General features: G+C 72.4%; 16 protein-coding genes. 5 read left to right on the forward strand and 11 right to left on the reverse strand.

Features of this window, described 5'->3' with window-relative positions; all coding sequences use genetic code 11:
- The 6 genes from IPJ95_19230 to IPJ95_19255 all read right to left on the reverse strand — a co-directional run bounded on the left by IPJ95_19230 (position 1) and on the right by IPJ95_19255 (position 6,711).
- Positions 1 to 1,614: an NADH-quinone oxidoreductase subunit L gene (locus IPJ95_19230; protein ID MBK7925737.1), complete on the reverse strand. Its 1,614-nt coding sequence runs from the start codon at positions 1,612 to 1,614 to the stop codon at positions 1 to 3.
- On the reverse strand, positions 1,611 to 2,132 hold the full coding sequence (hoxE, locus tag IPJ95_19235) for a bidirectional hydrogenase complex protein HoxE (protein ID MBK7925738.1): 522 nt from the start codon (positions 2,130 to 2,132) through the stop codon (positions 1,611 to 1,613). Before hoxE ends, IPJ95_19230 begins: the two co-directional genes overlap by 4 nt.
- Before the next feature lie 183 nt (positions 2,133 to 2,315).
- On the reverse strand, positions 2,316 to 2,612 hold the full coding sequence (locus tag IPJ95_19240) for a DUF2277 domain-containing protein (GenBank protein MBK7925739.1): 297 nt from the start codon (positions 2,610 to 2,612) through the stop codon (positions 2,316 to 2,318).
- Positions 2,613 to 2,643: 31 nt separating this feature from the next.
- Positions 2,644 to 4,509 carry a multicopper oxidase domain-containing protein gene (locus IPJ95_19245; GenBank protein ID MBK7925740.1) on the reverse strand — a complete coding sequence of 622 codons (1,866 nt, stop codon included), beginning with the start codon at positions 4,507 to 4,509 and terminating at the stop codon, positions 2,644 to 2,646.
- A complete protein-coding gene (locus IPJ95_19250) occupies positions 4,506 to 5,192 on the reverse strand; it encodes an SH3 domain-containing protein (GenBank protein MBK7925741.1) in 687 nt (228 codons plus the stop codon). The genes IPJ95_19245 and IPJ95_19250 overlap by 4 nt, the downstream gene beginning before the upstream one ends.
- A gap of 109 nt (positions 5,193 to 5,301) precedes the next feature.
- Positions 5,302 to 6,711 carry a tyrosine phenol-lyase gene (locus IPJ95_19255; GenBank protein ID MBK7925742.1) on the reverse strand — a complete coding sequence of 470 codons (1,410 nt, stop codon included), beginning with the start codon at positions 6,709 to 6,711 and terminating at the stop codon, positions 5,302 to 5,304.
- A gap of 337 nt (positions 6,712 to 7,048) precedes the next feature.
- Here IPJ95_19255 and IPJ95_19260 point away from each other — a divergent pair, with 337 nt between their 5' ends.
- Entirely contained in the window at positions 7,049 to 8,104 is a 1,056-nt protein-coding gene (locus tag IPJ95_19260) for a sulfite exporter TauE/SafE family protein (GenBank protein MBK7925743.1), read from the forward strand.
- Here IPJ95_19260 and IPJ95_19265 read toward each other — a convergent pair.
- Positions 8,020 to 8,337 carry a hypothetical protein gene (locus IPJ95_19265; protein ID MBK7925744.1) on the reverse strand — a complete coding sequence of 106 codons (318 nt, stop codon included), beginning with the start codon at positions 8,335 to 8,337 and terminating at the stop codon, positions 8,020 to 8,022. The two genes, IPJ95_19260 and IPJ95_19265, sit on opposite strands and share 85 nt — an antisense overlap.
- A 247-nt stretch (positions 8,338 to 8,584) precedes the next feature.
- Between IPJ95_19265 and IPJ95_19270 the strand changes: the two genes are divergently transcribed.
- The 3 genes from IPJ95_19270 to IPJ95_19280 all read left to right on the forward strand — a co-directional run bounded on the left by IPJ95_19270 (position 8,585) and on the right by IPJ95_19280 (position 12,866).
- On the forward strand, positions 8,585 to 10,915 hold the full coding sequence (locus IPJ95_19270; GenBank protein MBK7925745.1) for a glycosyltransferase family 4 protein: 2,331 nt from the start codon (positions 8,585 to 8,587) through the stop codon (positions 10,913 to 10,915).
- 24 nt (positions 10,916 to 10,939) lie between these two features.
- Complete coding sequence (locus tag IPJ95_19275; protein ID MBK7925746.1) at positions 10,940 to 11,980, forward strand: glycosidase; 1,041 nt, start codon at positions 10,940 to 10,942, stop codon at positions 11,978 to 11,980.
- Between the two features lie 274 nt (positions 11,981 to 12,254).
- Entirely contained in the window at positions 12,255 to 12,866 is a 612-nt protein-coding gene (locus IPJ95_19280) for a hypothetical protein (protein MBK7925747.1), read from the forward strand.
- A gap of 62 nt (positions 12,867 to 12,928) precedes the next feature.
- On the opposite strand, the gene IPJ95_19285 is transcribed toward IPJ95_19280, so the two are convergent.
- Both IPJ95_19285 and IPJ95_19290 read right to left on the reverse strand, forming a co-directional pair.
- Positions 12,929 to 14,569: a hypothetical protein gene (locus IPJ95_19285; protein MBK7925748.1), complete on the reverse strand. Its 1,641-nt coding sequence runs from the start codon at positions 14,567 to 14,569 to the stop codon at positions 12,929 to 12,931.
- A gap of 152 nt (positions 14,570 to 14,721) precedes the next feature.
- Entirely contained in the window at positions 14,722 to 17,064 is a 2,343-nt protein-coding gene (locus IPJ95_19290) for a DPP IV N-terminal domain-containing protein (GenBank protein MBK7925749.1), read from the reverse strand.
- Positions 17,065 to 17,206: 142 nt separating this feature from the next.
- Here IPJ95_19290 and IPJ95_19295 point away from each other — a divergent pair, with 142 nt between their 5' ends.
- The gene (locus IPJ95_19295; GenBank protein MBK7925750.1) at positions 17,207 to 18,265 is read left to right on the forward strand and encodes an NAD(P)-dependent alcohol dehydrogenase; all 1,059 of its coding nucleotides are present in this window, start codon (positions 17,207 to 17,209) and stop codon (positions 18,263 to 18,265) included.
- Here IPJ95_19295 and IPJ95_19300 read toward each other — a convergent pair.
- Together IPJ95_19300 and IPJ95_19305 are read right to left on the reverse strand one after the other, a co-directional pair.
- Positions 18,196 to 19,005 (reverse strand): Uma2 family endonuclease, encoded by an 810-nt coding sequence (locus IPJ95_19300; protein MBK7925751.1) that lies wholly within the window; start codon positions 19,003 to 19,005, stop codon positions 18,196 to 18,198. The two genes, IPJ95_19295 and IPJ95_19300, sit on opposite strands and share 70 nt — an antisense overlap.
- 323 nt (positions 19,006 to 19,328) lie before the next feature.
- On the reverse strand, positions 19,329 to 19,895 hold the full coding sequence (locus IPJ95_19305) for a Uma2 family endonuclease (GenBank protein ID MBK7925752.1): 567 nt from the start codon (positions 19,893 to 19,895) through the stop codon (positions 19,329 to 19,331).
- Between the last annotated feature and the right edge of the window lie 810 nt (positions 19,896 to 20,705).

The raw sequence follows: 20,705 nt of genomic DNA on the forward strand, positions 1-20,705 counted from the left end.
TCAGCCCTCCCCGGCCGGCTGCAGCACCGCCTGGTACTCGTCCCGGAAGAAGCGCAGCGTGGAGAGCACCGGGTTGGGCGCCGCCTGCCCCAGGCCGCAGAGGCTCGTCTCCTTGACCATCACGCACAGCTCCTCGAGCAGCGCCAGGTCGGCGGCGGTGGCCTCGCGACGGGTGAGCTTGTCGAGCAGGCCATGCAGCTGCACCGTCCCCACCCGGCAGGGGATGCACTTGCCGCACGACTCGTCCATGCTGAATTCCATGAAGTAGCGCGCCACGTCCACCATGCTGCTGGTGGAGTCCATCACGATCAGGCCGCCGCTGCCCATGATGCTGCCCACCGCCTGCAGCGACTCGTAGTCCACCGGCAGGTCGAGGTGCGCCGCCGGGATGCAGCCCCCCGAGGGGCCGCCGGTCTGCGCCGCCTTGAAGGTGGTCCCCTCCGGCGTGCCGCCGCCGATGTCGAACACGATGGTCCGCAGCGCGATCCCCATCGGCACCTCGATGAGGCCGGTGTTGCGGATCTTCCCCGCCAGGGCGAACACCTTGGTCCCCGCGCTCTTCGGCGTGCCGATCCCGGCGAACCACGCCCCGCCCCGGGCGATGATCGGCGCCACGTTGGCGAAGGTCTCGACGTTGTTGATGACCGTCGGCTTGCCGAAGAGGCCGGCCTCCGACGGGTACGGCGGCCGCGGGTGCGGCCGCCCCCGCCGCCCCTCGATGGAGCGCAGCAGCGCCGTCTCCTCCCCGCAGACGAACGCTCCCGCCCCCACCCGCAGGTCGATCCGGAAGCTGAACCCCGACTCGAGCAGCCGGTTGCCCAGCACCCCGTGCCGCTCGGCCTGGCGGATGGCCGCCTTCAGCCGCTCGATCGCCAGCGGGTACTCGGCCCGGACGTAGATGTAGCCCTGGCTGGCGCCGACGGCGTACCCGGCGATCGCCATGCCTTCCAGCACCCGGTGCGGGTCCGACTCGAGCACGCTGCGGTCCATGAAGGCCCCGGGATCGCCCTCGTCGGCGTTGCAGACCACGTACTTCTGGTCCGCCTCGATCTTGCGGGTGATGGCCCACTTGAGGCCGGTGGGATAGCCACCGCCGCCCCGGCCCCTGAGTCCGCTGGCGCGGATCTCGTCGATGACGGCGCCCGGCTGCATCTCCCCCACCGCCTTGGCCAGCGCCTCGTAGCCCCCGGCCGCCAGGTAACCCTCGATCCGGGTGGCGTCGATCCGGCCGCTGTTCTCGTTGACGATCCTCACCTGCGAGGTGAAGAACGGCACGGTCGTGTCCACCGTGGCGGCGGCCACCGGCGCGCCACCCACCAGGTGGCCGGTGACGATGGTCTCGGCCACCGCGGGGGTCACCTGCTGGTAGAGCACCTCCCCGGGCTCGACCGTGACCAGCGGCCCCTGGCCGCACAGCCCCATGCAGCCGGTGGGGATCACCTCCACCTGGTCCGTCAGCCCGTGCCGCGCCAGCAGCGCCTTGAACGCCTCGCAGCTCTCGGTGGCGCCGGAGGCCACGCACCCGCTCGCGGTGCAGCAGCGCACCCGGCCGGTGAATCCCGCCTGCCGGCTCCGCTCCGCCTCCGCCGCGTCCCGCAGTTCGTCGAGGTTCATGGCGCGGGCTCCGGTTCGGTCAGCCAGCGCTCCAGCCGGGCCAGCGCGTCGGCCTCGGAGAGCTTGGGCGCCATCTGCTCATCCACCACCGCCACCGGCGCCAGCCCGCAGGAGCCGACGCAGCGCGCGGTGAGCAGCGACACCCGGCCGTCCCCGGTGGTCTGGCCGAAGCGCACCCCGCAGCGCCGCTCCACCGCCTGCTGCAGCGCGGGCGCCCCCTTCACGTAGCAGGCGGTGCCCTGGCACAGCACGAAGGTGTGCCGCCCCGGTGGCTTGAGCCGGAAGTAGTGGTAGAACGTCGCCACGCCGTAGACCTGGCTGAGCGGCCGCTTGAGCGCGTGGGCGATGTAGAGGAGGATGTCGTCCTCGAGGAACCCGAAGACGTTCTGCGCGGTGTGCAGCACTTCGATCAGCGCGTGGCCGTCGCCCTGGTGCAGGTTGATGGCCCGGTCGAGCAGCTTGAAACGCTTGTCGCCACTGGGGTGCGCCGCCGCCCGGGGCGGCTGGGTCGCGGTCATCCGTCACGATCCTCGCTGCGCCGGCGACGGCCTCCCCGGCGCGGGGAGGACGCCCGGCGTCCGCGAGCATCCTAGACCCCCGACGCTGAAGGGATCGTGAAAGGGCGGGGACCGCTTCATTACCGCCGGGGCGACAGGAATGTCCCCGGCATCGCCTCGGCGACGACGGGCCGCGGCCGGGGCTCAGGTCGCGGCGGGTCCCGGCCCACCCCGCGGCCCGAACCGCTTCGCGCTGCGCGCCCGCGCCTTGGCCGCCTCGGCCTCCCGGGTCCGCGGTGGCGCGGACGTGACCAGCGTCGCGAGCAGCTGCTCCACCGTGACCGACACCTCGGCCACGGCCCGGTCGAACGCCGCCGCGTTGGCGCGCGATGGCTTCGCGCAGCCACTCACCTTGCGCACGAACTGCAGCGCCGCGGCGTGGATCTCCTCGTGGCTGACCGGCGGATCGAAGTGGTGCAGCGTGCGGATGTTGCGGCACATGTGCGGTCCCCCCTGACAGATTCGCCCGGCGTTAGCGCACCCGCAGCGCGCGATCATACCCCGCCGGCAGCCCCGGCACCCCGACGACCAGCCGGTACCTCCCGGGCGGGAGCCGCACCTGGGCGTCGAAGGTCTCACCCACGTCGAGCCGCGCGGTGGCGGGCGCCTCCACCGCCAGGGCCGGCGGCAGGTCGGCGCCGTCCTTGGCCAGCCGACGCCAGGTCACCGGCGTGCTGTCGCGGAGGATCGCGAACCGCAGCGGGGCCGCCGGCCCGATGTTCACGAACCGGAACCGGTGCGTCGCCCGGGCCGCCAGCGTGAGCGGCGCCGGGAGCGAGTCGCCATTCACCACCAGGTGCGGCGGATCGTCCATGCCGTCCCACCCCGCCACGAGCAGGTGGTCGGTGGCCGGGTCGAAGCGCTGCCCCGGCTCGAGCACCACGATCCCGCCGTACAGGCCGCTGGTGAGCTGGGCCAGGTCGTTCAGGTGGGTGTGGTAGATGAAGGTCCCCGCCCGCGGCAGCGTAAGGCGCGCCACGAACGAGTCCCCGGGCATGATCGACGGGGCCAGGCGCCCCGGGGCGCCGCTCCACCCCGGCACCCCGTCGCTGTAGCTCTCGAGCTCGATCCCGTGCCAGTGGATGGCCGCCGCTTCCGCGAGCCGGTTCACCACCACGATGTCCGTGGGCTCGTCCCGGGTCAGGATGAGCGGGCTCCCCGGGATCTCGATCGAGTCGGCGGCTGGCGCCGCGCCGCGCTGGAGCACGAATCCAAGGGCGCGCGGCGAGCGGCCCCGGGGCGTGCCTTCCTGCACCAGCAACCGCAGCTGGCGTCCCTGCCGGCGCGCGGGCGCCTGCTCCCCCGCGCGCGGGGCCACCTCGATCCCGAGCACCAGCCCCGCCATGTGGCGCCCCGGGTCGTGCGCCATCCGGTCTGGGCTGTCGAGCGCGGGAGGCTCGAGCCGCGCGTCGGGCAGTACGTGGAAGCCGATATGGCAGTGGAACAGCCACTGCCCGGGCCGGTCGGGGCTCCAGGCCATGGTGTAGGTGGAGAACGGCCGCATCGACTCGGTGACGAGCAGCGGCTGGGACGCGGGAGGGTAGAGCGTGTCGGTGCGGCCGTCGCCCCGGCTGCCCAGGCGGAAGTAGAACCCGTGCAGGTGCATCGGGTGCCCCCGGGCGCTGGCGTTGATGACCCGCCAGCGCAGGCTGTCGCCGGTGGTGGCGTGGATGCGCTCGGTGCCCGGCCACGACCGGCCGTTGATCGTCAGCGCGTTCCCGTAATTCACCGAGTCGAGCATCCGGCCCCAGATGTTGAGCACCAGGATCCGGTCCGGCGGCACCGGCCCCGGCGGATCCACGACGAACGCGCCGGCGAGCTGCTCCCGCTCCTCGTCCCGGTCGAAGTCGTGCACGCCGAGAATCCCGTGGTAGAAGTACGTCCCCGGATCGCCGGCGGAGAAGCGCAGTGTCACCGCCGCGCCGGGGGCGAGCTGGACGCTGTCGTCGCCGGCGGCGGGATGGGTCAGCAGGCCGTGCAGGGAGAGGGTGGAGTCGGGGAGGCGATTCCGCACCGTGACGCGGAGTGGTGTCCCGGCCGGCACCCGGATGAGCGGCCCGGGGACCTGGGGCGAGCTGCCCGCTTCGCTGAACGCGGCCACCTCAATGGCCGGGCCGGCGTCCCCCTCGGGCCGCCACTCCGCCATGCCCACGTCCAGCGCGAGCACCAGGGTGTCGCCCTGCCACTCTCCGGCGGGAATGCGATTGTCGTTGGGAAGCACGGCGGGGAGGGAATGTCCGGACGGGCGCGGCGGGACCGGGACCAGCAGGGCCGCCACCAGCGCGGCGCGGAGCAGCGGCGCATCCCCCCAGCGCCTGCCCCCGCGGGGAGCGTTCACCGCGGCGTGCTGTCCAGGAACCTCGCGTCGACGTAGCCGAGCACCTCGCCCGCGGTCCGGACCCGCAACCACCCCTGGTCGGGCTGGTCCACCGCCACCGATTCCCCGGGATTGAGCACCCGGGTGACCGGGGCATTCGGGCTGCGGCTGGAACGGACGTTCACCCAGGTGCTGGCGTACCGGGCCTCGCCGCGGGCAAGCTCGGGCTCGGGCTTCGGCTCGGGACGCGGCGCGGGCACGGCGGGGCGGGGCGGCGTGACGGGAGCGGGCGCCGGAACCGTGGCGGGGGCGGGGGCCGCCGCGCGCACGCTGTCCACCGCCGGGCGCGGGGCGATCACGACCTCCGCCGCGGGCACCGACTCCCGTGCCGCGACGGCGGCGGGCGCCCGCCGCGCCGTGTCAGGCGCGGGCGCGGCCACCGGCCGCCGCGTGGCCACGGAAGGGGGTGGCGTCATTCCCTCGGTCGTGGGGACGGGGCCGAGCCGCGCCTTCCACGGCACCAGGTTGAGCACCGCCAGCACGCCGATGGCCCCCGCCGCCAGCAGCACGATGCGCGGCACCCGCCGCGGCGTGGGCGGCGGCGGCGCGAAGAAGCCGGCCTCGAACGCCTCGCCGCAGCGCGGGCATCGGGTCGCGACGCTCAGCGCCTTCTGGTTGCACTTCGGGCAGTTGACGTATGCCATGGGGGCAGGCCGGGCACTTCCTCGATGGGTCCAACTCCAAACCCTGCCAGAGGATGCGCCCAAAACCCGGTTTCGGCAAGGGCGGCCCGGCCGGCCGCCCCGTCCCCCCCTAGAGCCGCTCGAACTTGGCCTGGAAGAAGCGCAGGTACTTGGGCTCGTAGGTCATCCGGAGCCCGCGGGTGTCGTGGCGCCGGTCGAAGATCATCTTCACCGACTCGGCCACCACGTCCATGTGCGCCTGGGTGTAGACCCGGCGCGGGATGGTGAGCCGGGTGAGCTCGAGCTTCGGGTAGTAGTGGTCGCCGGTGGCGGGGTTGCGGCCCGCGCTGACCACGCCGCGCTCCATCGCCCGGATCCCCGAGTCGAGGTAGAGCTCCGCCGCCAGGGTCTGGGCCGGGAACTCGTGCTGCGGGATGTGGGCGTAGAACGCCCGGGCGTCGAGGAAGATGGCGTGCCCCCCCACCGGCTGCACGATCGGGATCTGCCAGTCGGTCAGCAGCTCGCCCAGGTACTGCACCTGGCCCACCCGGGAATGCATGTAGCTGTCCTGCAGGCACTCCTCGATGCCGATGGCCATCGCCTCCATGTCCCGCCCCGCCATCCCGCCGTAGGTGTGCAGCCCCTCGTAGATGACGATCTGGTTGCGCAGCTCCTCGTACAGCGTCCAGTCGTTCACGGCGAGCCAGCCGCCGATGTTCACCAGGTTGTCCTTCTTGCCGCTCATCCACGCGCCGTGGGTCTGGTCGCAGAACTCGCGCACGATCTGCGCGATCGGGACCGACGCGTACCCCGGCTCCCGCTGCTGGATGAAGTAGGCGTTCTCGGCCATGCGCGTGGCGTCGAGGAAGACCCGGATCCCGTGCCGGTCGCACAGGGCCCGCAGCGCCTTCACGTTGGCCATCGACACCGGCTGCCCGCCGGCCATGTTCACCGTGCCCGCGAGGCTCACGTAGGCGATCTTCGCCGCCCCCACCCGGGCGATGAGCGCCGCGAGCTTGTCCAGGTCGATGTTGCCCTTGAACGGGTCGCGGTTGGCGGTGTCGTGCGCCGCGTCCACGATGACGTCCACGAACGTGCCCCCCGCCAGCTCCTGGTGCAGGCGGGTGGTGGTGAAGTACATGTTGCCGGCGATGGTCTGCCCCGAGGTGATGGCGCAGCGGCTGAGCAGGTGCTCCGCGCCGCGCCCCTGGTGGGTGGGCAGGATGTGCCGGTACCCGTAGTGCCTCTGGATGGCCGCCTCGAGCCGGTAGAAGTTCCGGCTCCCCGCGTACGCCTCGTCGCCGAGCATCATCCCCGCCCACTGCCGGTCGCTCATGGCGCTGGTGCCGCTGTCGGTCAGCAGGTCGATGTACACCTCTTCCGACTTGAGCAGGAAGGTGTTGTAGTCGGCCGCCCGGAGCGCCCGGGCCCGGTCCTCGGCCGAGACCTGCAGCAGCGGCTCGACCATCTTGATCTTCCACGGCTCGGCCCAGCTGCGGCGGCCGAACTGCTGGCCCATCGTCTTCGGGACGTCGTGCATGCATCGCTCGGGAAAGGAGTCAGGAACCGGGAGGCTAGCCCGCCCCGCCTGAAGATTTCCGCAAGGGCCCGGGAACCGGGATTCATGCGGGCGGGCCCGGCCGCCTCCCCATCCCCTTCCCCTCCGGTCCGTGGAACCCCGTGAGGCAGGACTGCTTCGACATCGCACGATCATGTCCTGCGTCGGGTGGGGGCCACGGCACTCGATTTGCTCCATCGTCTCGAGCACCCCCTGCCCGCCCGGCCGACCCGCGATTCGCGCCCACATCGGGCGCCGGCCACCCCGGGTGCAGCGTGCCCCCTACACCCCGCTGACGCAGCGGCACACCAGGAGCCCGATGCCCTCCCTCGCCCCCTCCACGTCCCCCAAGCCACGGCTGTGGATCTTTGCCGCGTGGCTGGGCGCGTTCTACCTGGCCTGGTTGTTCCTCGTGGTGGTCCGCGGCTACTGGCCGGTGGCCCAGGCCCACTGGCCCATCGCGGTCGCCATGGCGTTCGGGTCCTACTTCGCCGGCTCCACCCCCATGGGGGGCGGCACGGTGGGCTTCCCGGTCCTGGTCCTCCTGTTCGACGGCCCCGCCAGCCTGGGGCGAGATTTCGGGTTCGCGGTCCAGTCCATCGGCATGACCAGCGCCAGCATCTTCATCATCGCGCGGCGGCAGGCGGTGGCGTGGCCCATGCTGCGCTGGGCCATGTTCGGCTCGCTGATCGGGACCCCGCTCGGGCTGCTGTTCGTCGCCCCCTTCGTGTCGGGGCTGGTGGTGAAGGTGCTCTTCGCGGTGATCTGGGCCAGCTTCGCCGTGATGACCATCGTGAAGCTGCGCGAGATGGCCACGCTCGAGGGCATGACCGACCTCTCGCTCCGGTTCCACCGGGTGTCCGGGCTGCTGGTGGGACTGCTCGGCGGGGCATTTGCCGCGGCGCTCACCGGGGTCGGCATCGACATGATCATCTACGCGGTACTGGTCACCATGGTGCGCACCGACCTCAAGGTCGCCGTGCCCACCTCGGTCATCCTGATGGCGTTCACCTCGCTGGTCGGCATCGCCACCCGGAACCTGCAGGGCACCCTGAACGCGGAGGTCTTCGGTCACTGGATCGCCGCGGCGCCGGTGGTGGCGCTGGGGGCGCCGTTCGGGGCCTTCGTGGTCGACAAGGTGGGGCGCAGCCTGACGCTCATGGTGGTGGCGGTGCTGTGCCTGGGCCAGTTCGTCTGGACCATCACCGAGGAGTGGGGCAACCTCGGCGTGCGCGGGCTGGCGGTGGCGGTGGGCGGGGTGCTGCTGCTCAACCTGGTGTTCCACCTCCTCTACACGGCCGGGCTCCGCCTGAAGGCGGACGCCACGCGGCCCGCCGAAGTGCCAGCCCCGGCCCGCGAGGCCCGGGTGGCCTGAGCGCGAGTGGGGCAGGTCCGGCAGCTCCGGCCCGACCCCACCGCCTCGTCCATCGAACGCACCGGCCGCAACCGGAACCCCGCCACCAGCTCCCCGGTCGCGGGAAACGGGCCGTCCACAGCCGTCCAATTGGGACCGGAGAAGCGCACCCGCTTTCCCTGCGCGCTCGGCTTGAGCCCCTCGCCAGCCCGCATGATGCCGGCCTGGACCAGTTCCTCGTGGTACCACCCCATCGCGGTGGACAGCAGCCGCGGCGCACTGGTCTACCGCGGGTAGCGGCCGCGGTCGCCTGACCACACCCGCACCCCGGTGGCCCGCCCGGCGCGCCACCGGGGTATATTGCGGAGCCATTCCTCAGGACCGATCGCCGGCGCCGACCGATCCCCTGTCGCGGCCGATTCCCGGCCCCGCCTCGCAGGCGTGACCTCCGGCCCCTCCCACCGGCCGGCCCTGACTTCTCCCCGCCAGCAAGCCGGCCCCATGACCACCACCCGCACGGCGCCTCCGGCGCCGGTGGCTGCTGTCGCCGCGCCGGGCGCGGTGCCGCGGCCACCGGCGACGCCGTCCACCCTCGCCCGCGTGGCGCTCCTCGGGAATCACCTGCCGCGCCAGTGCGGCATCGCCACCTTCACCACCGACCTCGCCGCGGCGCTGGCCGGCGAGTATCCCGCCACCGACAGCTTCGTGGTGGCCATGAACGATGCCGGCCGGCATCACGCCTACCCACCCGCGGTGCGCTTCTCGGTGGACGAGCACGACGTCGCCGGGTATCGCCGCGCGGTGGACTTCCTCAACGTCTCCAACGTCGACGTGCTCTCCCTGCAGCACGAGTACGGCATCTTCGGCGGCCGCGCCGGGGCGCTGGTGCTCTCGCTGCTCGGCGAGCTGCGGATGCCCATCGTCACCACCCTGCACACCATCCTGGCCGATCCTGACCCGGCCCAGCACCGGGTCATGGACGAGATCCTGCGCCTCTCCGAGCGCCTGGTGGTGATGAGCGCCCACGGGGCCGGCCTGCTCGAGCGGGTCCACGGCGTCTCGCCCGACCGCATCGACCTGATCCCCCACGGCATCCCCGAGGTGATGTTCGCCGCCGGCGACAAGGACCGCCTCGGCGTCGAGGGCAAGGTGGTGCTGCTCACCTTCGGCCTCCTCTCGCCGGACAAGGGCATCGAGTACGTCATCGACGCGCTCCCGGCGATCCTCGAGGCCTGCCCCGACACGGTGTACATCGTGCTCGGCGCCACCCATCCCCACGTGCTGGCCCACGCGGGGGAGAGCTACCGGCTGATGCTGGAGGCCCGGGCCCAGCGGCTGGGCGTCGACGCGAGCATGATCTTCCACAACCGCTTCGTGGCCCAGGCGGAGCTGGGCGAGTTCCTCACCGCCGCCGACATCTACATCACGCCCTACCTCAACCCCGAGCAGAGCACCTCCGGCACCCTGGCCTACGCGGTCGGCGCCGGGAAGGCGGTGATCTCCACCCCCTACCGCTACGCCACCGAGCTCCTCGCCGCGGGCCGCGGCGTGCTGGTGCCGTGGCGGGACGCAGGCGCCATCGCCCGCGAGGTGATCGGCCTCCAGCGCGATACGCCGCGCGCCGCGGCCATGCGGGCCCGCGCCGCCGCCTACGGCCGCGGCGCGGCCTGGGGCCCCGTGGCCCGGCTCCATGTGCGGAGCATGACCCAGGCGGTGCGCTCCCACGCCGAGCGGCGCCGCACCGCCTTCCACGCGCGCACCCTGGCCGAGCGGCCGCCCAGCCTCCCGGAGCTCAACCTCGACCACCTCGAGTGCCTCACCGACGACACCGGGATGCTGCAGCACGCCTCGTTCGTGGTGCCGCGCTACGCCGAGGGCTACTGCCTCGACGACAACGCGCGGGCGCTGATGCTCATGGTCCTGCTGGAGCAGTCCGGCGGCAGCGAGCGGCGGATCGTGCGCCGCCTCGCCTCGCGGTACCTCGCCTTCGTCAGCCACGCCTTCCACCCCGCGTACGGCCGGTTCCGCAACTTCCTCACCTACGAGCGCACCTGGGGCGAGGCGCGCGGCTCGGAAGACAGCCATGGCCGTGCCCTCTGGGCCCTCGGCACCCTGGTGGGCCGGGCCGGCGATCCCGGCAGCCAGAGCCTCGGCGGCGACCTCTTCCACGCCGCCCTCCCCGCGCTGACCCACCTCTCGAGCCCCCGCGCGTGGGCCTACGCCCTGCTCGGCATCGACGAGTACCTCCGGGCTTTCCAGGGGGATACCTCGGTGCAGGCCATGCGGGGCCTGCTCACCGGCCGGCTGCACGACCTCTACCAGCGCGCCAGCACCCCGGCGTGGCCCTGGTTCGAGGATTCGGTCACCTACTGCAACGCCCGCCTGCCCCAGGCCCTCATCGTCTCGGGACACGCCATGGGCCGGGCCGACCTCGTCGCCGTGGGCACCCGCGCCCTCGACTGGCTCGGCGGGCTGCAGCACACCCCCGACGGCTACTTCGCGCCCATCGGCTCCAACGGGTTCTACCACCGGTCCGGCGAGCCGGCCCGCTTCGACCAGCAGCCGGTGGAGGCCTGTGGCATGGTCGCGGCCTCCCTCGACGCGCACCGCATCACCGCCGATCCCCGCTGGACCAGCTACGCCGGCTCCGCCTTCCGCTGGTTCCTGGGCCAGAACCACCTGCAGCAGACCGTCTACGACCCCTCGACCGGGGGATGCCGCGACGGGCTCCACGCCGACCGCCTCAACCAGAACCAGGGCGCCGAGTCCACCCTGTCCTTCCTGCTCGCCCTGTGGGGCATGCGCGCCGCCGAACGGGCGGACCTCTCCTGATGGACCTATGGCGGTGATCGACCCATGAACCCGACGCAGCACTACGAAGTCCTCTTCCGGCGTCACGACCGGAACCCGATCCTCACCGCGGCGGACTGGCCCTACCCCGCCCACACCGTCTTCAATGCCGGTGCCACCCGGCTCCAGGACGGCACCACGCTGCTGCTCTGCCGCGTGGAGGATCGTCGCGGCCACTCCCACCTGTGCGCCGCGCGCTCGGCCAATGGCGTGGACAACTGGACCATCGACACGGCGCCCACCTTCGCGCCGGACCCGGCGCACTACCCCGAGGAGCTCTGGGGCGTCGAGGATCCCCGCATCACCTTCGTGCCCGAGCTCGGGCAGTACGCGATCGCCTACACCGCGTTCAGCCGCGGCGGGCCGGGCGTCGCGCTGGCGCTGACCGACGACTTCGTGTCCTTCGAGCGGCTGGGCCTCGTCATGCAGCCCGACGACAAGGACGCGGCCCTCCTGCCGCACCGGATCGACGGGAACTTCGCGCTGCTGCACCGTCCCATGCACGACTCCGGCGCGCACATCTGGATTTCCTACTCCCCCGACCTCCGCAACTGGGGCGGGCACAAGCTGGTCCTGCCGGCCCGGCGCGGTGGGTGGTGGGACGCCAACAAGGTGGGACTCTCGCCGCCGCTCATCGAGACGCCGGAAGGCTGGCTGATGATCTACCACGGCGTGCGGCAGACCGCCTCCGGCGGCCTCTACCGGCTTGGGCTCGCGCTGCTCGATCGCGAGCGCCCCGACCAGGTCCTGCTCCGCGGCGACATGTGGGTCTTCGGCCCCGAGACCCGCTACGAGCGCGAGGGGGACGTCGGCAACGTCGCCTTTCCCTGCGGCTACACCGTCGGGTCCGACGGCGACACCCTGTTCCTCTACTATGGCGCGGCCGACACCTGCATCGCGCTGGCCACCGGGAGCATCCGCAGCCTCCTCCGCTGGCTCGACGAACATGGCAGCGCCCCGGTCAGCGCCGAGCCACCGGCGACCCGTCCCTCCCAACCCTTCATCCCCCGGGAGGAGCAGCCCACCACCGCCCGCCTGCGGGCGTAGGGACCGGGGTTGCCAGCCGGGGGGAACGGTCGGCGCCGTGAGGACCGCGACTCCACCCGGCCGCAAGCCCGGGTGTCCGAGTTCCGCGACCGTCCCGCTTCGGGACAGCCCCGCTCGTTTCGAGTGAGCCGCGGCGTTCACGGCAATCCATGACGCGTCATGTAATCCCAACGGCCGTGAGGGCTTAGCCAATCCCGCGGCGCTGGCGCGGGCCCTGCCCTGACAGGACCCCGAGTGCCGCATTCCTCCCACCTCCCTGAACGGAGTCCCCTCGATGCACCGTCGTCTACCGGCCGTCTTCGGCCTCGCCCTGGTCGCGACCCTCGCGACCGCCTGCAGCAGCGAGATGACCTCACCCACCGGCACCCCGACCGCCTCGGCGAGCGGGTCGGGCGGCGGTGGGGGCGGCGGTGGCGGTGGCGGTGGCGGCGGTGGTGGAGGCGGCGGCGGCGGAACGCCCAAGCCGGGACGGATCTCGCGGGTCTCCGCGGCCGCGGTCTGCGACGCCGGCACCTCGGTGAGCGTCACCCTCGACCGTGGCTTCCAGGATCGCATCAACGTGACGATGAACTGGGTCGCCTCGCCCACCCCGGTGGGTCCGCCGATCCCGCCCAGCACCTTCCCCCAGACCAGCCTGGGCGGCTGGTGGGACGTCAACATCAAGGATGACGCGACGGCCGCCCTCATCATGGGCTACGGCACCGGCGTCGGCCTCGTCACCCCGAGCATGCAGGTCACCAACCTCGGCCGCAGCGTCCTGCCGGGGACCTACAACCTGACCTTCCTCGCCACCAAGCGCCCGCTCGATCCGACCACCGGGCTCCCCCTCCCGGGCGGCACGATCGCCGAGACCTGCACGGCGCACTTCACCGTCGTGGCGCGGTAGGCGGTAAGGCGGTAAGGCGGTACTTACCGCCTTACCGCCTTACCGCCCTACCGCCCTACCGCCTACGGCTCCACCCGCCACACCGTCACCTCCTGCGTCCCCGCCCCGCCCACGCTGCGGCCGGCCACCACCACCCGCCCGCTGCCGTCGAGCACCACGCCGCGGGCGCCGTCGTTGCCGCTGCCGCCCGCCGCCTGGCCATGCACCAGGACGCCGCCGCCGTTGAAGAGCCCGTCGAGGATGCCGCCGGCGGTGAAGCGCCAGATGACCATGTCCTGGTTGCCGGCGCCGTTGGCGCTCTCGCCCACCAGGTACACCCGTCCGGCGCCGTCGACGGCCACGTCGCGCCCGGTGTCGGTGCCGTTGCCACCGGCAGTGCCGCCCACGGTAGCGTAGCCGCTGCCGTTGAACGTCAGGTCGAGGGCGCCGGCGCTGGTGAGCCGCCACACCGCCGCGTCGTCGCCGCCGGCGGCGCTCGGGCTCCAGCCGGAGACCAGGATGGCGCCGCCGTGGAAGGTCACCGTCCGCCCCACGTCGTTGCCGTTGCCGCCGGCGGCGTTGTCGTGGGTCATCCGGCCGGTGCCGTTGAAGCCGGCATCCGGGGTGCCGTCGTCGTGGAAGCGCCAGACGGTCATGTCCTGGTTGCCGGAGGCGTTGCTGCTGTAGCCCGCCATGACGATCCGGTCGCTGCCGTCCACGGCGATCCCCACCCCGATGTCCTCACCGGTGGCGACGCCGGAGCCCGCGGAGTAATTGGCGGTGACCAGGCCGTCGCCGTCGAAGCTCGAGTCGGGGATCCCGGCGGCGGTGAAGCGCCACACCGCCGCGTCCCAGTCGAAGCCGTTCCAGGCAAAGCCGCTCACCACGATCCGCCCGCTGCCGTCGAGCGCCACCCCCACCCCGCCGGCCTGCGGGCTCGTCAGGCGCGCCAGGCCGTTGGTGCCGAAGGTGTTGTCGGGCGTGCCGTTGGCCAGGAAGCGCCACACCGCCACGCCCCAGATGCCGTGGGCGTCGATGTCGTACCCCGCCGCCACGATCCGCCCGCTGCCGTCGATGGCCACGCTGGTGCCCACCACCTCGGGGAGCAGCGTGTCGGCCACGATCTCGCCGGGGTGGAACGCCTGGCCCCCGCTGCCGAAGCCGCCGTCGAGCGCGCCCGCCGTGGTGAGCCGCCAGAGCGCCAGCTCCAGCGCGCCGGTGGCGGCGTTGCGGCTGTGGCCCACCACCACGAGGCGGCCGCTGCCGTCGAGCGCCACCTCGTTGCCCGAGTCGTCGAGGTTGTCGCCCCGGTCGAAGAAGGCCAGCCCGTCGTGTCCCGCGCCGAAGGTGGTGTCGAGCGCGGTGGTGACCGCCGCGCAGTCCACCGCCACGTCGGTCACGTCGGCGCCGGCCACGGTGCCGCCGCCGTTGGTCACCCCGCAGAACATCCCCGCCGGCTGCGTGGCCACGGTCACGTCGTAGTCAGTGCCATCCGTGAGGGTGGCGGCGAAGGTGAAGGGTCCGTTGCCGGACAGCGTGGTGCCGTCGGCGCCGTTGTTCTCGAGTGCCACCGACGTCCCGGCGAGCAGCCCCGCGAGGGTGCCGCCGACGGCGTAGCGCGGCGTGCCTGGACCATTGGATTCGGAACCGCAGGCGGCGAGCGCCAGCGCGGCGAGGAACGGAACCAGCGGCCAGCGGACGCCGGCCAGGAGCGGACGAACCATGGGGCACTCTGATGTGGGGAGAGGCCCAAGGCTCGCACATCCCGCTCGGCGGCGCGGTGAGGGGAGTCACAGGCGGTAGGGCGGTAGGGGCGGCACCTACCGCCGTACCGCCGTACCGCCCTACCGCCCTACCGCCCTACCGCCTTACCGCTTCACGGCGTCCCCTCCACCCGGCGCGGCCCGCCGATCCGGTACTCCTTCGGCGGGATGTTCCCCTGCAGGTGCTCCACGAAGTAGTCCCAGCGCCGGCGCATGATGTACGGCGTGTCCTTGCCGTAGCCGTGGCGCGCGTCGGGCAGCATGATCTGGTCGAAGTCCTTGTTGGCGTTCATCAGCGCCTGCGCCACCAGCTGGGTGTTGTAGGGCGGCACGTTGTCGTCCATCATGCCGTGGATCAGGAACAGCTTCCCCTTGAGCCGGGCGGCGTGGGTCTGGTTCGCGGCGGCGATGTAGCCGGCGCTGTCGGCCGCGGTGACCATCAGCCCCTGGTAGCGCTCTCCCCAGTCGTCCTCGTACACCCGGTTGTCGTGGTTGCCGCTCTCGGCGATCCCCACCTTGAAGAAGTCGGGGTAGGCGAACATCGCCGCCGCCGTGGCGAACCCGCCCCCGGAATGGCCCCAGATCCCCGCCTGGTCGATGTCGATGAACGGGTAGCGCCGCGCCAGCTCCTGCATCCCCGCCACCTGGTCGGGGATGGTGTTGTCGTTCATGCGGCCGTAGTAGAAGTCGTGGAACGCCTTCGACCGCCCCGGCGTCCCCATGCCGTCGAGCTGCACCACGACGAAGCCGAGCTCCGCCAGCGCCTGGTGATCGCCGCGGGCGGGGGCGAAGGCGCGGGTCCCCACGCTGCCCGACTGCGGCCCGGGGTAGATGTTGTTGACGATCGGGTATTTCCGGGTCGAGTCCAGGGTGCTCGGCAGGTACATCAGCCCGTAGATGTCCGTGGTGCCGTCGCGGCCCTTCACGGTCACCGGCACCGGCGGCCGCCACCCGGTGGCGAGCAGGCGCGAGATGTCGGCCTTCTCGAGCGGCAGCACCACCTTGCCGGCGGCGTCGCGCAGCACCGTCACCGGCGGGGTATTCGGGGTCGACCAGGTGTCGGTGAAGTACGCCCCGTCCGGCGAGAGCGACACGCTGTGGTGGCCCACGTCGGGGGTGAGCAGGGTGAGGCCCTTGCCGTCGAAGCCCACCCGGTAGAAGTGCTGGAAGTACGGGTCGCGCCCCGGCTCGTGGCCGTTCATCAGGAACCAGACCTGCCGCGCCTTCTCGTCCACCCGCACCAGCCGGGTGACGTTCCCCTCGCCGCTGGTGATCCGGGACTTGAGCGCCCCCCGCTGCAGGTCGAAGAGGTAGAGCTGGGTCCAGTTGTCACGCTCCGACCACCAGATCACCTCGTTGGTGGCGGGGAGCACCTTCCAGAGGTCCTCGGGCATCGAGGCGTCGCCCACCTGGGTGGCGCTGTGCTCGTGCAGCACCTCGCGTACCTCACCGGTGGCGGCGTCGGCCACGCGGAGCCAGGCGTCCTTGTGGTCGCGCGAGCTCGAGATGAACGCCAGCCGGGTGCCGTCGGGCGACCACTGCGCGTCACACAGCCCGCGGCCGCAGGCCACGTGGTCGCTCACGGTGGAGCGGTGGAAGTCGGGCGGCATGCGGAGCCGCACCACCCGCGGCGCGTCCCCCGACAGGTCGATGATCACCCGCTCGATGCGGAACACCACGCTGTCACCCGGCAGCGGGTACTTCCACTGCTCCAGCACCGGCGCCCCCGGCGTGGTGCGGGCCAGCACCATGTCGCGCACCCCGCGGCCGTCGTGCTGGAAGGTGGCGATCCGGCGGCTGTCCGGCGACCAGGTGACGACCGGGTCATCGCCATGCACCCAGCCGGCGTTGTTGGTGGCGTAGCCGTAGTCCTTCACCCCGTCGGTGGTGAGCTGGGTCTCCACCCCGCTGCTGAGCTGCTTCGCCCAGAGGTTGTGGTCGCGGATGAACACCGCGGTGCTGCTGTCGGGCGAGAGGCTCGCGTCGGGCGGCACCTCCGGGCGCGGGCTGAGCGCGGTGCACGCCGTCCCCGCCCGGTCGCAGCGCCACCGGTCCTTGCCCCACGACAGCGTGAGCGCGCTGCCATCGGCCGAGAGCGCGAAGCTCCCGAAGGGCAGCCGCTCCGCCTTGACCGGACGCCCCGTGGCCTTGGCCAGCGCCGCCGCCATCGCGGCATGATCGAACGCCGGCGCCCGGGTCTTCTTCTTCGGGTCCACCAGCAGGAACGTCGCCCCCTCCGGCGTGGCGGCGCGGTACCAGAAGCGGCCGTCGGGCAGCCAGGTGACCTGGCTCGCCGTGCCGCTCACCAAACCGAAGGTGGTCTGCCCCAGCCGGCGTTCCGCCTGGGCGTAGTCATCCGCGGTGAGCTGGCGGGGGGCGCGGGCCGGGGCCTGCGCGTCGAGCGCGAGGGGCAGCAACAGCAGCGTGGCGATGGGGGCAAGGCGATGGAGGCGCATGGGACCGGGGGGGGGAGAGGGCAGGGCAACGTCCAGCGGGCGGCTACTATTGTATCACGGACCGGCCACCGGTGCACCTCCCGCCTCCGGGCCCCGTCCGACGATCCGCCCTCCACCTCCCGCCGCGCAAGGACCACCCGTCATGCCCCGCCTCCCCGCCCGCGGCTACGCCGCGCAGAGTGCCACCACCCCGCTCGCGCCCTTCGCCTTCGAGCGCCGCGTCCCCGGCCCCCGGGACGTCCACATCGAGATCCAGTTCTGCGGCGTCTGCCACTCCGACCTGCACCAGGTGCGCAACGAGTGGGGCGGGTCCACCTTCCCGATGGTGCCCGGGCACGAGATCCTGGGGCGGGTGAAGGCGGTCGGCGCGGAGGTGACGCGCTTCACCGCCGGGCAGCGGGTGGCCGTCGGCTGCATGGTGGATGCCTGCCGCGCCTGCCGCAGCTGCCGCGAGGGCGAGGAACAGTACTGCGACGGCCCGCTCACCTTCACCTACAACAGCCCCGACCGGGTCCTGGGCGGCTCCACCCAGGGCGGCTACTCCGACCACGTGGTGGTGGACCAGGACTTCGTGCTGTCCGTCGCGGAGCACCTCGACCCCGCCGGCGCGGCGCCGCTGCTGTGCGCCGGGATCACCACCTGGTCGCCGCTGCGCACCTGGGGGGTGGGACCGGGCCAGCGGGTGGGCGTGGTGGGCCTCGGCGGCCTGGGCCACATGGGCGTCAAGCTCGCCCACGCCCTCGGCGCCCGGGTGTCGCTCTTCACCACCTCCGCCGGCAAGGCGGCCGACGCCCGGCGCCTCGGCGCCGACGAGGTGATCCTCACCCGCGAGCCCGACGCCCTCGCGCGGCACGCGGGGCGGTTCGACTTCCTCCTCGACACCGTCGCCGCGCCGCACAACCTCGACGCCTACCTGTCCCTGCTCAAGCGCGACGGCACCCTCTGCCTGGTCGGGGTCCCCGACCGGCCGCACCCGGCGCCGGGCGTCTTCCCGCTGGTCATGCGGCGGCGGCGGCTGGCGGGGTCGCTCATCGGCGGCATCCGCGAGACGCAGGAGCTGCTCGACTTCTGCGCCGACCGCAACATCGTCTCGGACGTGGAGGTGATCCCGATCCAGCAGATCAACGCGGCCTACGAGCGGATGCTCAGGAGCGACGTGAAGTACCGCTTCGTGATCGACCTGGCGTCGCTCAAGGGGTAAGGGGCGCCCCCACCCGCCGTCAGTCCGAGGGCCCGCAGGGCCCGAGGAATCCCTTCGGGTCCGCATCGGACTTGGAGGGATCCCTCGGTCGCGCTGCTCCCTCGGGATGACAGCACGGGGCGCGACTCCCCTTCCCCTTCCCCCTTCCCCGCTTCCCGCTTCCCTCTTCCCTCTTCCCGGGCGGGGCGCAGCCCCGCCCTATCCCCAAACACCCCCTCCACCCCAACCTCGACCCTCACCCCCGCTTCCGGCTCCCACACCAGTCGGTCGGTGATGATCTCCGGCCGGGCCTCGCCCGGCGTCCAGCGCTCTATCAGCCGCGCGTCCGGATCCACGATCCAGTACTCCGCCACGCCGGCGGCCTGGTAGATCCGGCGCTTGGCGCCGCGGTCGCGGGCGGCGGTGGAGGGGGAGAGGATCTCGATGGCGAGCAGGGGAAGGCCGGCGTCGGCCCATGCCACGGGCGGATGCTCCGGGTCGATCCGCACCACGAAGAGGTCCGGCTGGACCAGGGTGCGCGGGCCGAGCACGATGTCGGCGGGGCTGGTGAGGGTGCGGAGCGTCGGGTGAGGCAGCAGCGCCGCGCGGAGGAGGACGAGCAGGTTGCCCACCAGGTCCTGGTGGCGGTACGCCGGGCTCGGCGTCACGACGTGGACCCCGTCGAGCAGTTCGTGGCGCTGCCCGTCCTCCGGCAGCGCCAGCAGCTCCTCGATGGTGGTAACCGGCGACACGGCGGCCATGACCATACGCTACGCTCGGCGGCAGGGAAGACGCAACTCGGCGCGGGCACCATGCCGCACGGTACCGGTGCCCCGCCCCGCGTCTGGCATCAGGGCCACGCACCGCGGCGCCAACGGACGCCGCCCGCCGTCATTCCGAGGGCCCGCAGGGCCCGAGGAATCCCTGCGGGTCCGGCGCGGACTTCAAGGGATCCCTCGGTCGCGCTGCTCCCTCGGGATGACAGCACGGGGCGCGGTGCGCCTTCCCCTTTCCCGCTTCCCTTTTCCCTTTTCCCTTTTCCCGCTTCCCGGGCGGGGCGCAGCCCCCGGCCCCTCCGACCCGCCTACTCCACCGGCCGGAACAGTGCATCGAGCCCGATCACCAGCGGTTCGGGAGCCCCGGACGGTTCCCACGATACCTGTTCCCGCTCGATGGTCGGCGTGGTGGCCATGGGCGTCCAGACCTCGACCGCGCGGGCGTCCGGGTCCACGATCCAGTACCACGGGACGGCGGCCTCCTGGTACCGACGCCGCTTGGTGAACCGGTCGGCCCGGGCCGTCGCCGGGCTCAGCACCTCGATCACCAGCAGGAGCTCACGGACGGCGCGCCAGTCCATGGACCGGGCCGCGGCACGGGGGATCACGAACAGGTCTGGCTGGACGCCGGTCTCCCGGCCCCATCGCACGTCGGCCGGCGAGAACATGACGTGGCCGACCGGGTACCGCTCCAGGTACCGGTCCACCTGCCGGAAGAGCCGAGCCGCAAGCTCCTGGTGCCAGAAGGTTGGCGCCGGCGTCACCAGCAGCTCCCCGTGCACCAGCTCGTAGCGGGAGGTGTCGGCCGGCAGCTCGTCCAGGATGTCGACGGTGTAGTAGGGGCCCCGGGCCCGGATCGCAACGGGGATCGGCATGACCATACGCTACGCTCGGCGGCAGGAAGGACGCAACTCGGCGCGGGCACCATGCCGCACGGTACCGGTGCCCCGCCCCGCGTCTGGCATCAGGGCCACACACCGCGGCACCAACGGACGCCGCCCCCACGCCGCCATCGCCCGCTTCCCGTTTCCCGTTTCCCGCTTCCCGTTTCCCTCTTCCCGCTTCCCGCCTCCCGCCTCCCCCCCACCGTCCACGATCCCGGACACCACCGTCCTCATCTGGAGACACCCGGGGCGGCGTGGCACGATTTTCTTGTATGCAGCCCATGCACGGCCTGCGGGCGAACATCACTGCATGACGCGCGTCCATCACGGGGTGCCACCCATCATTCACTGGCCTCCTCGTGACCATCACGAATCGTCTTTTTCGCACAACTCGTCACCACCTGTCCATCACGGGCCGCTTTTCGTCAACTTCTCATCCCCCAACACGTTTCACGCCCGGCGCGGCACCATAACTCCGCCACGCGCGCCATTCACGGGGCGCCTCGCGTTCATCACGGACCGACCGTCGTTCATCACTGGCTGACGATTGCGTACAACTCAGCCACGGTCGCGTTTTTCGCTCTGCAGCAGACGGATTATTCATGCTGCGCGCCGTTTATGCATTGCAGAAAGTGCCTCACACGCTGCGTGCGGCGCACCTGGCGCGTTGGCACACCGCCTGCGTCAGGGGGTCCCCGGCCGCGCGTCGTCGGGGGAGGCGCGGTGCCGTGCTGCGGACATTCTGCTGCCGCGTGCCCCGACCCGCGGTGGACTGCGCTCCCGCACGGGAGAGGAAGGTGT

It is taken from the genome of Gemmatimonadota bacterium, assembly GCA_016713785.1.
In the GTDB taxonomy this organism is placed as follows: Bacteria; Gemmatimonadota; Gemmatimonadetes; order Gemmatimonadales; family GWC2-71-9; genus JADJOM01.

Coding starts and splice junctions, on each gene's coding strand:
- IPJ95_19230 (MBK7925737.1), bottom strand. CDS start 1,614: ATGAACCTCGACGAACTGCGGGACGCGGCGGAGGCGGAGCGGAGCCGG.
- hoxE (MBK7925738.1), bottom strand. CDS start 2,132: ATGACCGCGACCCAGCCGCCCCGGGCGGCGGCGCACCCCAGTGGCGAC.
- IPJ95_19240 (MBK7925739.1), bottom strand. CDS start 2,612: ATGTGCCGCAACATCCGCACGCTGCACCACTTCGATCCGCCGGTCAGC.
- IPJ95_19250 (MBK7925741.1), bottom strand. CDS start 5,192: ATGGCATACGTCAACTGCCCGAAGTGCAACCAGAAGGCGCTGAGCGTC.
- IPJ95_19255 (MBK7925742.1), bottom strand. CDS start 6,711: ATGCACGACGTCCCGAAGACGATGGGCCAGCAGTTCGGCCGCCGCAGC.
- IPJ95_19260 (MBK7925743.1), top strand. CDS start 7,049: ATGCCCTCCCTCGCCCCCTCCACGTCCCCCAAGCCACGGCTGTGGATC.
- IPJ95_19265 (MBK7925744.1), bottom strand. CDS start 8,337: ATGGGGTGGTACCACGAGGAACTGGTCCAGGCCGGCATCATGCGGGCT.
- IPJ95_19270 (MBK7925745.1), top strand. CDS start 8,585: ATGACCACCACCCGCACGGCGCCTCCGGCGCCGGTGGCTGCTGTCGCC.
- IPJ95_19275 (MBK7925746.1), top strand. CDS start 10,940: ATGAACCCGACGCAGCACTACGAAGTCCTCTTCCGGCGTCACGACCGG.
- IPJ95_19280 (MBK7925747.1), top strand. CDS start 12,255: ATGCACCGTCGTCTACCGGCCGTCTTCGGCCTCGCCCTGGTCGCGACC.
- IPJ95_19285 (MBK7925748.1), bottom strand. CDS start 14,569: ATGGTTCGTCCGCTCCTGGCCGGCGTCCGCTGGCCGCTGGTTCCGTTC.
- IPJ95_19290 (MBK7925749.1), bottom strand. CDS start 17,064: ATGCGCCTCCATCGCCTTGCCCCCATCGCCACGCTGCTGTTGCTGCCC.
- IPJ95_19295 (MBK7925750.1), top strand. CDS start 17,207: ATGCCCCGCCTCCCCGCCCGCGGCTACGCCGCGCAGAGTGCCACCACC.
- IPJ95_19300 (MBK7925751.1), bottom strand. CDS start 19,005: ATGGCCGCCGTGTCGCCGGTTACCACCATCGAGGAGCTGCTGGCGCTG.
- IPJ95_19305 (MBK7925752.1), bottom strand. CDS start 19,895: ATGCCGATCCCCGTTGCGATCCGGGCCCGGGGCCCCTACTACACCGTC.